We start from the raw sequence: 16,367 nt of genomic DNA, 5'->3' as shown, positions 1-16,367 counted from the left end.
TATTTTTAATTTTTTTTGTTGAATAATTTTAGTTTTGTGTAGAAATCCTCGAACATCAGTCGAGTGTCCAATTGTGTATAAACTCTGATGTTTCTTCCTTTCGGATTGTATTGATACAAACCATTATCATCGATTTTCGGAGCATTTTTCAGGACGTAAGAACTTGATGAAGAATCTGCTTCAAACGAAGACTGTAAAGCCGTCACCAAAACCAAAGGCGAATCTCCCATAATGTAAGTTTCTCCAATATGGAAATTGAGTTTCTGAACTCTTTCCATTAAATCTTCGATTTTCTTGGTGAGATAAGCACCTGTTTTTCCTTCAGGTTTGACTTTGGTGATGAGTTCTCCGTAAGACATCAAAGTCTGTCTGTAAGCATTTCTCGGGATTTGCCAGATGTTTAAATTGGATTCATTGAAAACAACTTGTCCTGCCTTGATATCAATTCCGAGATTGTATTCTAAAGGCGTAAATCCGGGAGGCGGCGTTGATAAATCTAGATATTCGGGACCGCCAATCCAAACGACCACGATTTTGTCAGCAATTTTTGGTTCCATCAGATAAGCACTTGCCACTTCCGTTAAACCTGCACCACAAACAAAGGATTTTTTTCATCGGCTTTGATTGCTTCTGCAACAATCGCTTTTGCACCTTCGGAAATGTTTGGCGTTTTGGTATCTTTTAATTGGTCATTTGAACCTTGAAAAACATTGAATTTGTTTTTAAGATTCATTACTTCCAATGTTTCGTTGACTCTTTTTACTGCATTTTCAGCTGTGATATTCGATTTATCAAAAGGGTCATTCGGTTTTAAATGTGAACCAATAATTCCTTTTATTTCAGCAGAAGGCGAAAGTATCTGATGAACGAGCTGGAAAAGTCCGTCTGGGTCGCCACCGAAATCATTATCAACGATAACGCGATAACGGGGTTTTACAAATTGATTCATTTCTGCAAGCACGGAAGTTGTCTGTGCAAACATTGAAACTCCTGCAAACACTGATAAAATGCTTGTAAATATTGTTTTCATAAATGAAATTTCAACTATAAAAATTTGTGGAATCGTAACCAATCTAAATAAACATCAGACCATTGGTCAACAGGGAGATTTTGTTTTCCCATACCGAAACCGTGACCACCTTTTTCGTAGATATGAAGTTCGGTTGGTTGTCCTGCTTCAAGCCATTTGCTGTAAAGTAAAACTGACTTCGGAGCGAGTTTCAACTGGTCATCACTTGCCGCACAAATAAATAACGGAAGTGGAAATTTCGGAATTTCAGTATTTAAAATTTCCTGGCTTGGTCCTCCATAAATTGAAGCTGCGAAATTTGGTAATGTTGAAGCATCTTTGCTGTGAAGAACGCTTTCTAAAATTACACTTGCTCCCGCAGAAAATCCGATTACGCCAAGTTTTTCAGGATTAATGTTCAATTCTTTTGCGTGAGTTCTTACATAAGAAATTGCTGTTTTGATGTCATCTCCTGCCATTACTTTAATCGGCGCAGTTCTCTTGTCAAACGCTGGTCTGTCTTTGATGTTTTCCATCATTTCTTTGGCAGGGTCATTGGATTTTGTTTCCAATAATCTGTATTTTAAAACAACTGCCGTAATTCCGTTTTCAGCAAGTTTCTTTGCCATATCAATTCCTTCTCGGTTGATTGACAAACTCTGGAAACCACCACCCGGAGCAACAACGACAACAGTTCCGTTTGCTTTTGCTTTATCAGCTTCGAAAACTAAAATTGAAGGTTGTGTAACATTGAAAACAACTTCTGTTTTAAACAGTTCGTTGAATTGCTGTGCTTCTTTCTGCGTCCAGTTTTCTGTTCCAGGAGCTTTTCCTTTGTATAATGGAATTGATTTTTGAGCGTTGATGCTCGTTAAACCTGCAAGAAATAAACTTGCTATGATGAATTTTTTCATTTTTAATTTGTTTTGATTGTAAAAAATTTTAACGCAAAGAGCGCAAAGGTTTTTTTTTAATTACTCTGTATATTTTCGTTCGCAAAGGCGTTTCACTCAGCGAAGACCGCAATAAATTGACAGTTAGTTTGTCATTCCGTAGGAATCTCAGTTTAGATTCCACGCTTCACTTCGTTTCGCTCTGAATGACAAACATTCTGCTAATTTTTTAACAGCGAATCTCTCGCAGCCCGACTTGAGCGGAAATCCTTTTTTGCTTGTACTTTAGTTATATTTAAAAAGAAATCGTCTGCAAAAAAGATTGGGAGCCCTTCGACAAGCTCAGGATAAACTACAGGCGGATTAAGCTGCCCAAATATTTGATATTTTACTTGAACAATTGTGGAACAAACTCATTCAAATATGTTCTCCAATTGCTCCAAGTGTGACCGCCTTCGGATTCTACATATTGATATTTGAAGTTCATTTTGTCAAGTTTCTGACGGTATTCTGTGACGTTTTTATAGAGAAAATCTGTTTTTCCAATGGCTATCCAGTACAATTTATAATCGTTGGTTTGCTGGGTTTTCAGTTTTGAATCTAAATTCTGGTAAACCGGACTTTTCTTTTCGTCAGGCGGAAGAATTGCAGGAGAAAACAGACCTACATAATCGAAGGTTTTCGGCTGATTGGCAGAGATGTACAACGAATGTAAACCACCCATCGAAAGTCCTGCAACCGCACGGTTTTTGGCATTGGCTTTTACCCGGTAATTCGATTCTGTGAAATCCATAATTTCTTTGAAATACGTTTCCATATCGCCTGAGAAAATATCCGGCGTTCTCATATCGATTTTGTACAAACCTTTTGAAGATTCGCCAGGCGCTGCGGAATTGCTAGTGTGTCCGTTTGGCATTACAACAATCATTGGTTTTGCTTTTCCTTGAGCAATCAAATTATCTAAAATCTGTGATGCTCTTCCCAAAGTCATCCACGCTTCTTCGTCACCGCCCATTCCGTGCAATAAGTATAAAACAGGGAATTTTTCTTTAGAATTTTCGTAATTCGGAGGTGTGTAAACGGTTAATCTTCTGTCTTCTTTCAGTCCGTTTGATTTGTACCATCTTTTGGAAACTGTTCCATGAGGAACGTTTTGAACTTTGTAATTTTCGGATTGTTTTCCGTCAATTAAAATCATACTCATCACCGACGAAACATCACGAACCTGATAAGAATTGTTTGGGTCGTTTGCTTTTACGCCATCAACAATGAATGAATAAGTATAAATATCCGGATTGAAATCATTTTTTGAAAAACTCCAAACTCCGTCTTTGTCTTTTTGTAAATCAACAGAACCCGGCTCCATTCCTTTTGAAGGAAACCAGTTTCCCTGTAATTTTACGCTGTTCGCATTGGGAGCGAGCAAACGAAAAGTAACATTCTGACCATTAATTTCGGGAGAAATTAAGTTTTTCTTTCCACTGAAATCGAGGCTTTCCTGAGCAAACATTAATGAACCAAGCATTAATGAATAGATTGTGTATTTGATTTTCATATTTTAATTGTGTGTATTTTAATTTTAAACATTAAGTAATTAAGTTTTAAAGAGCATTTACTTAATGTATCTTAATAAAAATCAATCTATTGATTTCTTAATTTTTAATAATTATGGTATTTCTTAAATCCTTAATGTTGAAATATTTTAAGAATAAACTTTGTTTATTTTCATTAAGAAAAATAAGTTTTGCTTAAAAAACCGGACGAAAAATGTCCGGTTTTAAGACATTCATTAGTATCAATTATGAATCATTTTTCTTTAATTCTGATCAGATTTGAAACACTATCTTATCGTAATTATAACTCGCTGATATCTCGTTAATGCTGGAGTTCCGTTGTCTGTTGCTTCTAAAATCAAGTGAATGGTTTGTCCGCTTTTTGCTGTTTTTGGAACAATGATTTCGGGATTTAAACTGTCTGATTTTGAAATTTCAACATCGCCGTTATACGTTCCCGCTTGCTTGAATTGCCACCATTTTACAGTCACTTTATTTCCGTCAGGGTCAGTTACAGAACCATATAAAGGAACTTTTTCGCCTGCTGAAGAACGGATATTTGTCGGACCTGAAATTTTTACAATCGGTTCGTGATTCGCTTTGGAAAAAGTCGGCGTAATTGACCAAGTTAATCTCGCTGCAAAATCATTCATAGCTTGTGGTAAAAAGTTGGGAAAAGCCAATTCTTTCTCCGATTTTTCTTTTGAAGCCATCGAATTTGCCATTGCTTCTGCGCTGTTATTTCCGTCAGCTGCGTTGTCAAAAAACATATTGGAGCTGGCTTTTGAAGCAGGTTCAATTCCGCCCCAACCGCCATAAGAACCAGATTCGTAAGCACGTAATCCGTTTCCGAGCATATTCATAAAGGTAAAATTGTCGCCTTCACTTAAGAAAGAACCTTTTGGTTGCAACGGCATCCAGACTTTGTATCCCTGTTTTTTCAGTTCTTCGGCAGTTATGCCTGAAAATCCGAAGAAATCGACGATGTCATTTTTTACCATCTGCTTTCCGTCACCCCAAACTCTGTACAATTCACCAAAAGCTCCTTTGTTGGAGATATTTTTTTTCATCCAGTCGGCGGAGAAATATTTTGCATTTTCAGGACTTGCTTTCAAAGGAGCTGTGTAACCGTAGTTTGGTCCATCCACAAATTCTCTGTAATCCAGTTTTGGCCAGTTTGGTTTGATGTAAGAAGCGTAAGTATCATCTTGGTCGCCCGAAGGTAAAATAACCAATTTTCTCGCGACTTTAGTCTGAATTTTCTCCCAATCTGTTGTATTTTCAAATTCTTCCTGAATGGATTTTAAAGCTCTCGCAATCGTACTCAATCCGCCCCAAGCTGTGACATATAATTTGCCTGGTTTGTCATCGAGAATAGCAGCTTTAATTAAATTTGAACCTTCGGAATCTTTAGAAATATCGCCATCAAATTCAATATTTCCGTATTTGATTTTTGATTTTAAAACTTCAGGAGAAGGATAATTCGGGTTGTGGATTTTTAAATTGGAATACGATTTTGCATAAGCATCCACCGCATCGTGAATGAATTTTTCATCTTCACCCCATCTCCAGGATTCGCAAGGGCAAATTCCCGTTCCGAATCTTGAATATTCTCTGCTCGGAACAAACCATTTGGTACCTTTTCCGTCACCTTTCCAGTGAAATGCGCTGCTTGCATAAACCAATCCGTCAATATCCAAATCTGAACTGTACAGCAAAAAACGAATCATCGAATTGCTGTCATCCAATTCGGGGTCGGCAGTGATAATAATTCTCGGTCTTTCTTGATTGGAAACTGTTTGAGCCTGTCCAAAAATGGAACTCATCATCAGGAAACCAAAAGTAAGATTCTGAACTTTTTTATAGGTTTTGAAATTAATTTTCATTGATTTTCTTTTAGATAAAAAATAAAATTCTGAGTCCGTAGAATACAGACTCAGAATCTTTTCAATTACTTTTTATATTTCTCTGTTCTTGCGTCTTTAATTACACCAGACCAGTTCATTCCGTATCCGAAATCGTAGTTATGACCTTCGGAATCTTTGTGTGTTTCCATATCGTAAGGCACGTCTTCTTTCTGCTTTTCAACAGTCGCCATATTTGCAGGCATCTGAAGCGGAAGCAATCCTGAAGGTTCGTATTTTCCGGTTACGATATCCACAACAGCCTGATTTGACACATTGAAATTCATCAAAATCGCATCAACGTGACCTTCAAATTCATTAAAAACCATCGGTTTTGAAGCCGTTACAGAAACAATCACAGGTTTTCCTTTCATTGCTTTGTACGTATTTTCAATCGTCAACAAATCTGTGAAATTGGTAACCGTTGAAGTTTTATTTTTGAATGTTCTGTCGTGTACATTGGGTGCAACAACAGGATCTCCCGCTGCAATACTTTTCTCACGAGCTTCAGTTGCTGTATAAGTCTGATATTGAAGAGAAATTGGCAAATAACCGTTTCCACCTTCTGCAGCATCGATGTCGCTGTAACCACCTTCTTCACTGTGAGGACTTTTCACAAAAACCAATGCAAAATCAGCTTTTGCAGGGTCTTCAGTTACATCGAAATGTTTTTTGATTTTCTCAATGTCAACAGGGAAATCCAAAGACGGAGCCGTGTAAATTCCCCACCAGTTGAACGTTGCTGGAGAATATCTTTTTGGAATATAAACCGTTTTTCTTTCTTTGATAGGAAGAACATTCGCTTTGTTTTTCAACATTACGATAGATTTTACCTGAGCCTCGTAACCTGCTTTCATAAATTCAGGGTTACCAACGATTTTCTTGGTTTCTTCGACGTTGACGTAAGGATTTTCAAATAATCCTGTTCTGAAGAAGTTTCTCAACAAACGAATTGCAGACTGCTCAAATTTTGCACGATAAGCTTTTTCGCCGTGTTCTTTTACGCCCATTTGATAAGCTTCCAAAACTGGTCCTTTATCATTATTTCCTCCAAACTGGTCAACACCTGCTTCCAAAACTTTATAGTGACGTTCAGCAATAGATAATTTTTCAGCTCCCCAAGGTTTTCCTGCAAATCCGCCCGGTGTTTTTGGTTCGTCTGCTGTAATGAGCCAGTCTGTACAAACTACACCATCATATTTATATTTTCCACGAAGTAAATCTGTGATTAAGTATTTGCTGTAACCATTTCCAACGTTTTCGCCGTTTTTAGTATCCTGATTAAAACTAATCGTGTAATAAGGCATCACCGCAGAAGCTTCTTTAGTCCCTCCATTTAATTTGAAAGCACCTTCAGTAAAAGGTTTTACGTGGTTTTGGAAATTATTTCCCGGATAAACCGCAAATTTTCCCATCGCCCAGTGACCATCGCGACCACCTTCTTCAGGTCCGCCTCCAGGCCAGTGTTTTACCATTGCATTCACACTTTTGTTTCCCCAACCGTTTTTATTTCCGATTGTTGTCTGAAAACCATCAATATAACCTCTTCCTAAATCAGCCGTTAATTCCGGACTTTCAGAAAATACATAAGCGATTCTGTACCAACGCGGTTCTGTTCCTAAATCGATTTGTGGAGATAAAGCCGTTGAAATTCCTAAAGCTCTGTATTCCTGAGCAGCGATATTTCCGAATTTTCTAACTAATTCAGGGTCGAAAGTTGCTCCCATTGCCAAACCATCAGGCCAAAGAGAAATCTGTCCGCCTGCTCCTTCATTAAATTCAGCGGTTACAGTTGCAGAATGTCTTGGGTCGGTACTGTTATTCGCAGGAATTCCCAATCCTAAACCTTCAATATAAGCCTGGATATTGTTACTCCATTGTGCAGCAATTGCAGGAGATTCAACCGTTGTTACCAAAACGTGACGAAGATTGTCTTCCTTTAAAAATTTCTTTTGCTGGTCTGTTAAATCAGAAGCTTTAGCACCGCTTTCTTTGTACAACATTCCGTTATATTTTCCTGCTCTGAAACCGTCTGCAGGAGCAGGAACGGATTGGTGACCGCTGTATAACATCAAACCTGCAATCTGTTCGATAGACATTTTTGAAGCCAAATCTTTCGCTCTTTCGTCAACAGGAAGTCTCCAGTCTTCGTATTTATCGAGTTTTCCGTTTCTGTTTAAATCTTTAAATTTATTTCCGCCAACCGTCAGAATTTTAACACCAGAATCTGAAGAATATCCTAAGACAGGACCTTTAGAATTCGTAACTGTCTGAATGTTTTGTGCGAATGCTGTTACTCCTAAAAATAATGTAGCAACATTTAAAACCGTTCTTTTCATTGTTTAAATTTTAGAAATTAAAGCTTACTGAGATTTGCCCTGTTAATGGCATAATGTACGTTCCCGTCAACAATCTTCCGTAATATTGACTTGCATCTGTAATCAATTCGGCACCGTTAATCGTTCCACTTGCACCTCTTTGGTTCAGGAAGTTGATAACTGTTGCACCAAGGTTGATATTTTTGTTAACTGTATAATTCACACCCCCGAAAGTTTCCCATCTTGGAGCAAAATACAATGCGTTGGTAATACTTGCATATTGCTTAGAGAAATACCTGAAACTTGCCCAGAATCTGAATTTCCCTGTTGTGTAACTCGGGTCGATTTCCATTAATGTTTTTGCCACTCCAACTACGTTTTTGTCTCCATAATTGTAATTCTGTCCAAAAGCATCAAATGCAAAATCTTTATAAACTGGATTTTGGAATGTAATCAAATAGTGTAAATTGAATCCTTTGAAAGGCTTCAAAACAAAATCAGTCGTCCAACCCAAAGTCTGAATGCTGTAATCTACCTGAGCAACGCTTACCTGAGTTGTGTTGCTAGGATTTACAAGGTTGTATCTTCCTAAATATCCGTTTTTCGTTAACCAGGTTGCCTGAGAAATCAACTGAATGAAATTGGTATTCCAGAAAACTCCAAACGCTCCCAATGGACTTTTGATTTTCCCTGTATCTGGCGTGAATGGCTGAGAATAACTCTCTAATCTTCTGTTTTCTTCGGTATATAGAAAGTTGGCTAAAAGCCCGAAGTTTTTGTTAATATTATAAGTTGCATTCAAACTTCCTGCAACGTGGAACCAGTTTTCTTTGATATTCTGGAAATCATTAGCTCCAAAAACAAAATTTTGTATTCTTGGTGTCGTAGAATATTGTCCGTCAATGATTTGATTTCTTAAATGTAACCCGTAGCTTAAATTAAAGTTATCAGAAATTTTCCATTCATCGTTTGCATAAACTGAAAGTTTATTTTCTGTTCCGCTGTGAAATTCTCCTCCAGAGTTATAATTGTAGAATCCGTAGCTATCGGTGTTCGGGCCAATCAATCTTTGAGGTTGCGCTCCAACAGTCTGGAAGAAGAACGAACGGTTTGAAGTGAATTTATCGATGTTATAATATTGTTCCAACAAACCAACCGTCACATTGTGATTTCCGATTTGCTTGTTTAATGAAAAACGACCTGCGATATTGGTAATCGGAGTTTCCGGCGTGTGCATCGCCAACTGAGTTCCAACGGGACCTGCGTAAGCCTGACCGTTTGAAGCCAAAGTATAACCTGCAGAAGCATCAGCATTGAAAATACTCAAAGGAATAATGGTTGACATTCTCGCTGTTGCAAAATGCGCTCTTGTTGAGAATTTGAAATTCCAGCCGTTATTTAACAAATAATTTCCGAAAATATCGATGTTGTGAGAAGAAGTTCTGTTGTCTTTCCCGCTCATTCCAGCCCAGTAATCCTGTCCTGAAAGAATGTCTTTCATTCTGATTTGTCCGTCGTTCACAACATAAGAATCTCTACCGATTCTGAAATTGTCAAGCTCAGTTACTTTTCCTTCCGCTCCATATTGGAAAACTGCGTAGTTTCCTACATTGAAAGAATCTGCGTATTTATATAAAATTGAGATTTTACCTTTATCATCATTGAAATATTTGGTAACTCCTGCTCTGAAAATCTTGGTTTCATCTGCATTTCTGTTGAATCCTAACTTGAAAGTACTCGGGTCATAATTCGCAAAAGCACCAACTGTGTACGTCCAACCGTTTTTAGAAATCGGTCCGGAAACATTCACATCACCTTGCAACCATCCAAAATTACTCGTGGTGAATTTTCCTTTTAATTTAAAATCTTTAGTTCCCGTTTGAGAATAAGAATTAACCGCAAAACCAAGGTCACCCATTGTGTTCGCTAATTGGTCCATTTTCAAAAGTCCGGTTCTTTCAAGACCTACACTTTGTCTCCAGGTTTTATTGGGAAGTTCAGGCCAGAAAAAGTAAACGGATGGCAAGTCGTTTTCAAGGATTGTAATACCTCCAACGGTTGCCGGCAAACCGATATTCACGTCTCTTGGACTCGTGTTGTTGGCTGCATTTAACATTACGTTTCTGTTGTTGTCTTCTTTGGATGAAGTAACGGTTTTTACACCTTCCTGAGTTTTTGAAGCTTCTTTCAAAGCGTTTTTTACAGCCAGACTATCTGTCTTCTCTTGACCAAAAGCTGTGGCAAATGAAAGTATCAGTCCTAAAGCTGAAATTTTCAAAGTTGATTTTCTCATTTTCTATTATATATTTTTAATTTTCTTTTGAAAAAACAACAAGAGATATAGCAACATCAAAATATAAAGTTGTAAATAACACAATGATATTTAAGGAGTTTACTTCTGAATTATATCAGCCTGAAATCGAATTTGTGGTACTAAAAATTTCTCTATTATATTCTATTATTTTCTCTACTTCAATGATGGCAAATCAATGTTTCATAATGAAGCATTACAATTGTACATTAAATTTTTATAACTAACAAATAAATATTAAGAAAAATTAACATTCACAATAAATAATTAATAATCAATAGTTTATAATGGTTTTAAAATTAAAAATCTCATTGATTCAATAAGAATCAATGAGATAATCAAATAAAATATTTACCATTTTTACAGCTTAGAACGCATTATTCTTATATTAACTGAAATTAATGCTAAATTTGCCTATATAGACTTAAAAAAACAAATGGATTCTAAACAGCAGATTTTGCTTCGTTCCGATGAAGCAAAAGAAATTTATTTACCTCATCTATCCGTAGACCCTGTCATTTTCGGTTTTGAAAACAATGGTCTTAAAGTTCTTATGCTACAAATGAATTACCGCGAAAAATGGCTATTACCAGGCGGTTATGTTAGAAAGGATGAAGATTTGGATGATGCTGTAATAAGAATTTTAAAAGAAAGAGCAGGTATTACTGATGCCTACTTGGAAGAATTTGGAATTTTTGGTAAAAAAGACAGAAGCGAATTCTTCTTCGAAGATTTTGACGAAACGCTTTTCCACAAACAACGTTTTATTTCTATTGGTTATTTAGCTTTATACAATCCGTCTAATACTACCCTTGTAAAAGATGACTTGAGTAATGCTTGTGAATGGATCTATCTTGATCAATTGGGCAAGATAGATATTGCTATGGATCACCGAGAAATTATAGAAAAAGCATTGTTGACTTTGAGAGAAAAAATCTCTATCAAACCAATTGGGTATAATCTTCTTCCCGAAAAGTTTACGCTTTCTGAACTCCAAAAACTATATGAAGTAATTTTAGGAAAAGAATTGAATCGTGGTAATTTCTACCGAAAAATAAAGAATCTAGGAATACTTAGAAAACTGGATGAACAAAGACGCGGAGGCGCACACAAAGCTCCAGATCTCTATTCTTTTGATGAAGAAAATTATAACAAAGCCCTGGAAAGTGGTTTGGTTAACTGGTAAACAGATTTTCCTTTAAAATATTTCTATTTTTCTAAAAATCAAAAAAATTCCAAACAAAGTTCGGAATTTTTTTTTGTTAAATTTCACTATTATTTTCTAGAAATAGCTTTCTTCACAGCTTTTACAATTGCTTCCGCATTCAAGCCGTATTTGTCCATCAATTCTGCTGGAGAACCACTTTCTCCAAAGCTGTCATTTACCGCAACATATTCTTGAGGAACATAATATTCTGTTGTCAAAACTTGTGCAACGCTGTCACCAAGTCCGCCCAATCTGTTGTGCTCTTCTGCTGTTACAGTGCAACCTGTTTTTTTGATTGATTTTAAAATCGCTTCAGAATCCAAAGGTTTGATGGTGTGAATATTAATAATTTCCGCATCAATTCCTTCTGCCTCCAATATTTCTCCAGCTTTAATCGCTTCCCAAACCAAGTGCCCAGTTGCAACGATTGTTACATCTTTCCCTTCGTTTACCATCCAAGCTTTTCCAATTTCGAATGTTTGATTTTCATCCGTAAAAACAGGAATTACAGGTCTTCCGAATCTCAAATAAACCGGACCGTGGTGTTCTGCAATTGCAATAGTTGCAGCTTTGGTTTGATTATAATCACAAGTATTGATTACTGTCATTCCAGGAAGCATTTTCATTAATCCAATATCTTCTAAAATCTGATGTGTTGCGCCATCTTCACCCAAAGTTAATCCTGCGTGAGACGCACAAATTTTCACATTTTTATCAGAATAAGCAACCGACTGACGAATCTGGTCATAAACTCTACCTGTAGAAAAGTTCGCAAAAGTACCAGTGAATGGGATTTTACCTTCGATTGCCAAACCTGCAGCAATTCCGATCATATTCGCTTCTGCAATTCCGATTTGGAAAAATCTTTCCGGTGCTTTTTCTATAAATTTTTCCATTTTTAAAGAACCAATAAGGTCGGCACAAAGTGCAACAACATCAGGATTTTTGTCCGCCAATTCTGCCAATCCAGCTCCAAATCCGCTTCTGGTATCTTTACTTTCTGTGTATGTATATTTTTTCATTGTTATTAGTTTTAGTAATCAACCAAAGTTTCTTCTAATTGGTCTAATGCTTTTTGCAATTGCTCATCGTTAGGCGCTTTTCCGTGCCAAGCGTGCGTTCCCATCATATAATCTACACCGTAGCCCATTTCTGTTTTCAAAAGAATACAGATTGGTTGTCCTTTTCCAGTTAGAGATTTTGCTTCGTCCAGAACTTTAACTATTTCTTCAAAATCGTTTCCGTTTTCTACTGCAAGAACTTTCCAATCAAACGCTTCGAATTTTGTTTTAAGATTGCCTAAAGAAAGAACTTTAGAAGTTGGTCCATCAATTTGCTGTCCATTGTAATCTACAGTTGCAATTAAATTATCAACTTTGTTGTGAGAAGCATACATAATTGCTTCCCAGTTTTGACCTTCCTGTAATTCTCCATCACCGTGAAGGCTAAAAACCAAGTTCTCATCTTTATCTAATTTTTTACCAATAGCGTGACCAATTGCCACAGACAAACCTTGTCCCAAAGAACCAGAAGCGATTCTGACACCTGGTAAACCTTCGTGCGTTGTTGGATGACCTTGCAATCTGGAATTCAGTTTTCTGAAAGTGGCTAATTCTGATTTGTCAAAATAACCAGCGTGCGCCAAAACACTATAAAAAACAGGTGAAATATGGCCATTAGAAAGATAAAAAGCATCTTCTCCTTTAGCTTTCATATCGAAGTCTTCTTTACGTTTCATCGCATCAAAATACAATGCAACCAAAAAGTCTGTACAACCAAGCGATCCACCAGGATGTCCGGATTGACAAGCGTGAACCATTCTTACAATATCTCTCCTCACCTGAGAAGCGATACTTTGAAGTTTTGAAATATCGTGAGCCATAATCAATTATTGCATTTTTTGTGAATCCTTGATAAACTGCTCCAATCCGCTATCTGTCAAAGGATGTTTAAGTAAAGATAAAATCGGTTGGATAGGACAAGTCACAACATCTGCTCCAATTTTTGCACAATTGATAATATGCATTGCGTGACGAACAGACGCAGCCAAAATCTCAGTTTCGAAACCATAATTATCAAAGATTACTCTGATTTCTTCAATTAAATTCAAGCTATCTGTTGAGATATCGTCTAATCTTCCAAGGAAAGGAGAAACGTAAGTTGCTCCAGCTTTCGCTGCCAAAAGTGCTTGTCCAGCAGAGAAAATCAAAGTACAGTTGGTTTTGATTCCTTTGTTAGAAAAATATTTTAAGGCTTTTACACCATCTTTTATCATTGGGATTTTCACCACAATATTTGGATGAATGGCAGCAAGAACTTCGCCTTCCGCAATCATTTCTTCGTAAGTTGTAGAAAGAACTTCTGCAGAGATGTCTCCATCTACAATGTCACAAATATCTTTGTAATGCTTAAGGATCGCTTCGTTTCCGCTGATTCCTTCTTTTGCCATCAAGGATGGATTGGTTGTTACACCGTCTAGAATTCCTAAGTCATTGGCTTCTTTGATCTGCTCAAGATTCGCAGTGTCTATAAAAAATTTCATAAATATTTAGTTTAAATTTTATAAGTGTTAAAATTACATTTATTTTTCAATTGTTAGAATTTTATTTAATAATATTTGAATTAAAATCAAATGACATTTATTAGTTCATGTTTTGATTGAGTAATCTTAGTCCAACAATTTTCGCTGTGTATTGTTCTTCTTTTCCAATTATTTTCACAACAAGAGTTTCTTTGTCGTATTCAGAAGTTGGGATTGGAATTACCAAATGTTGCAAAATAGCTCCTTTTGATCCGTCCAAAGTTTTAGAAATGATATTTTTACCATTAATTTCAATATTCAAACTACGATTTTTATCTAAATCAAAATAAGAAATGTAAAGAAACTTAGCTTTTTTATTCTTATTTCTCATCTCATAGCTAAACCAAGCTTTGGAATCTCTAAAGTGATATTCATCAAAATAGCCCGCAGAAGAATCAGGACTTTTGAAGAAATGATCCGACTCTGGTTGTTGTTCTCCCAAAGAAATTTTATCTTCGGTAATGCTTTCCAGCTTTCTCAGTTCTTGCTCTTCTTTAGCTTTCTGAGTCATCAATTCTTCAATTTTATCTTCATTTGCCTGAGGCCAATAAATGATATATCGCTCTGCCTGAATCGTGTTAAAAGGAACTAATTCCAAACCATCTTTGAATTTATCTTTTGGATAAAGTCCATCCAATTTGAACTTTAAACCTTGATTATTTTCCTTTTTGATGTGTTCTAAAACTGATGAAGATTTCCCAACAATCACAGGAATATCGTTCAGTGGAATTGGCGTTCCGTGCGCAATATGTCCACCTCTACTGTCATCTGCAAATAATCCCAATTGGTTTTCTGTTCCATATTTTGCTGCTAAAACAATCGGTCCATATTTGAATGCATAATAATCTGAACCATCAGGAAGTTGTTCCGCGGAAAGATGCATCGGCAATTTCATCAAAACAACATCGCCGTTCTTCCAAGTTCTATTAATATTAGAATAGCCATCTTGGTCTTTATTAATTGGATATTCTTTATTATTAATTAAAATTTTGACTTCGGAACTGTTTGTCCAATCCGGAATTCTTAGTTTTAAATTGAATGTTGATTTGTTTTTTAAATTGAAAATCAGTTTAGTTTCAGAAGATTCAGGAAAATGATTGATTTGAGTAACGGTTACATTCTTTTCTTTCCAATTTAGCTTCGAAGGAATAAAAAGATTGACCAAAAGATCTTGTTCTGTATGAGCGTAGATCATCTCGCCATATTTCCCGTGATTCTCCAAACCAGAACCTACACAACACCAAAAACTGGTTTCCGACTGAGAATAAACTCTGTAATGTCCCGGACGCATTGGCGTGAAATACACAAAACCTCCTTTCTCATCGTGCTGAGTGGACAAAATATGATTATAAAGCGCTTTTTCGTAATAATCCATATAAGACGAAGAACCAGAAGTGGCGAAAAGATCTTTGGAAAGTTTCAGCATATTGTACGTATTACAGGTTTCCGGACCTTCTACACTTTTTATCATACTGCTAAAATCTGTGATGGGGTTGAAATGTTCACTCACACTATTTCCTCCAATTGCCACGGATCTTTTATTAACCACATTTTGCCAAAACAAATCTGTAGCCTTATTCCAATTTTGATTATTTTCTATGTCTGCAATCCTTTTAAAACCTATAACTTTAGGAATTTGAGTGTTAGCGTGCATTCCTGTTAAAACATCTTTCTTTTCTAAAAGTGGATTAAGAACTGTGTCTTGCGAAAAATCTTTGGCTAATTTAAGATACTTCTTGTCTCCAGTTATATTGTAAACATCTGCAAAAACTTCGTTCAAACCGCCATATTCGCTTACGAGCATATTCTGGATTTGATCTCTGGATAATTTAGATGTTGTATTAATCATCCAATCCGTCAATTTGATAAGCATTTTTTTGGCTTTCTGATTATCTGTGTACCAATAAGCATCTCGCAATCCAGAGTATGTTTTATGAATATTATACAAAGGAACCCAACGATCATTGAGACTAAAAAGAGAAGAATTGATTTTACCCTCGGAGATTTCTTTCCATATTACCTTTCCATTTGGGATTCCGGAGATATAACCATTTCCGGAGGCATTTTGGCAAATTTCCAATTGATTGATCATATAGTCTAATCTTTCTTTGATTTTTGAATCTCCCGTAGAAGCGTACATCAAAGAAAGCGCAGATAAATAATGTCCACCAATATGTCCATCCAAGCCTGTATTTTCCCAGTTGGGGTAATTATTTGCATTTGTTTTTAGTCCAGCTTCTTTAAAATATGGCGCTAGTAAACGATCTGGATTAAGCGAAAGAATGTACTGTTTATCGACATTCATTGCATTTTTGAAGTTGCTATCCAGCAGTTGAACATCCTGAAGTTGGAAATATGAGATTTTTTGATATTTTTGGTTTTTTTGAGCTCCAATCCATTGGAAAGCAAACAATAAAATTATAATGACTTTTTGATTCATCATATTATTGAGATTTAAAATTAATTTAAGAGATGATTTTTATATTAAAATCAGTTCTTAATTTTTAATAAATGTAAATTAAACATTTATTTTATTATTTATAAGGTTTTCAATAATTAAAAATTATAGATTTGTAAATTATTAAAAAATT

General features: G+C 36.1%; 12 protein-coding genes. 1 reads left to right on the top strand and 11 read right to left on the bottom strand.

Annotated elements, in window-relative coordinates; genetic code table 11:
• Positions 1-5 precede the first annotated feature (5 nt).
• The 7 genes from RTY06_RS08530 to RTY06_RS08500 form a co-directional block, all read right to left on the bottom strand.
• On the bottom strand, positions 6-557 hold the full coding sequence (locus RTY06_RS08530; RefSeq protein WP_312824229.1) for a hypothetical protein: 552 nt from the start codon (positions 555-557) through the stop codon (positions 6-8).
• Between the two features lie 23 nt (positions 558-580).
• Entirely contained in the window at positions 581-1,030 is a 450-nt protein-coding gene (locus RTY06_RS08525; protein WP_312824228.1) for a hypothetical protein, read from the bottom strand.
• 14 nt (positions 1,031-1,044) lie between these two features.
• On the bottom strand, positions 1,045-1,923 hold the full coding sequence (locus tag RTY06_RS08520; protein WP_312824226.1) for an alpha/beta hydrolase: 879 nt from the start codon (positions 1,921-1,923) through the stop codon (positions 1,045-1,047).
• Between the two features lie 367 nt (positions 1,924-2,290).
• A complete protein-coding gene (locus RTY06_RS08515; RefSeq protein WP_312824224.1) occupies positions 2,291-3,457 on the bottom strand; it encodes an esterase in 1,167 nt (388 codons plus the stop codon).
• A gap of 285 nt (positions 3,458-3,742) precedes the next feature.
• Entirely contained in the window at positions 3,743-5,341 is a 1,599-nt protein-coding gene (locus tag RTY06_RS08510; RefSeq protein WP_312824223.1) for a DUF1593 domain-containing protein, read from the bottom strand.
• Between the two features lie 65 nt (positions 5,342-5,406).
• Complete coding sequence (locus tag RTY06_RS08505) at positions 5,407-7,698, bottom strand: glycoside hydrolase family 3 N-terminal domain-containing protein (RefSeq protein WP_312824221.1); 2,292 nt, start codon at positions 7,696-7,698, stop codon at positions 5,407-5,409.
• Positions 7,699-7,708: 10 nt separating this feature from the next.
• Positions 7,709-9,970 carry a TonB-dependent receptor gene (locus RTY06_RS08500; protein WP_312824220.1) on the bottom strand — a complete coding sequence of 754 codons (2,262 nt, stop codon included), beginning with the start codon at positions 9,968-9,970 and terminating at the stop codon, positions 7,709-7,711.
• A 454-nt stretch (positions 9,971-10,424) separates the two neighbouring features.
• On the opposite strand from RTY06_RS08500, the gene RTY06_RS08495 reads away from it, so the two are divergent.
• Complete coding sequence (locus RTY06_RS08495; protein ID WP_312824219.1) at positions 10,425-11,174, top strand: NrtR DNA-binding winged helix domain-containing protein; 750 nt, start codon at positions 10,425-10,427, stop codon at positions 11,172-11,174.
• An 89-nt stretch (positions 11,175-11,263) separates the two neighbouring features.
• On the opposite strand, the gene RTY06_RS08490 is transcribed toward RTY06_RS08495, so the two are convergent.
• The 4 genes from RTY06_RS08490 to RTY06_RS08475 form a co-directional block, all read right to left on the bottom strand.
• On the bottom strand, positions 11,264-12,217 hold the full coding sequence (locus RTY06_RS08490) for a transketolase C-terminal domain-containing protein (protein WP_312824218.1): 954 nt from the start codon (positions 12,215-12,217) through the stop codon (positions 11,264-11,266).
• A gap of 11 nt (positions 12,218-12,228) precedes the next feature.
• Positions 12,229-13,077, bottom strand: a complete 849-nt coding sequence (locus tag RTY06_RS08485) for a transketolase (protein WP_312824217.1) — start codon at positions 13,075-13,077, stop codon at positions 12,229-12,231.
• Between the two features lie 6 nt (positions 13,078-13,083).
• On the bottom strand, positions 13,084-13,737 hold the full coding sequence (gene fsa / locus RTY06_RS08480) for a fructose-6-phosphate aldolase (RefSeq protein ID WP_312824216.1): 654 nt from the start codon (positions 13,735-13,737) through the stop codon (positions 13,084-13,086).
• Between the two features lie 100 nt (positions 13,738-13,837).
• A complete protein-coding gene (locus RTY06_RS08475; protein WP_312824215.1) occupies positions 13,838-16,219 on the bottom strand; it encodes a glycoside hydrolase family 127 protein in 2,382 nt (793 codons plus the stop codon).
• Between the last annotated feature and the right edge of the window lie 148 nt (positions 16,220-16,367).

It is taken from the genome of Epilithonimonas sp. (assembly GCF_032055105.1).
In the GTDB taxonomy this organism is placed as follows: Bacteria; Bacteroidota; Bacteroidia; order Flavobacteriales; family Weeksellaceae; genus Epilithonimonas.
This window is presented reverse-complemented; position numbering and strand designations above follow the sequence as displayed.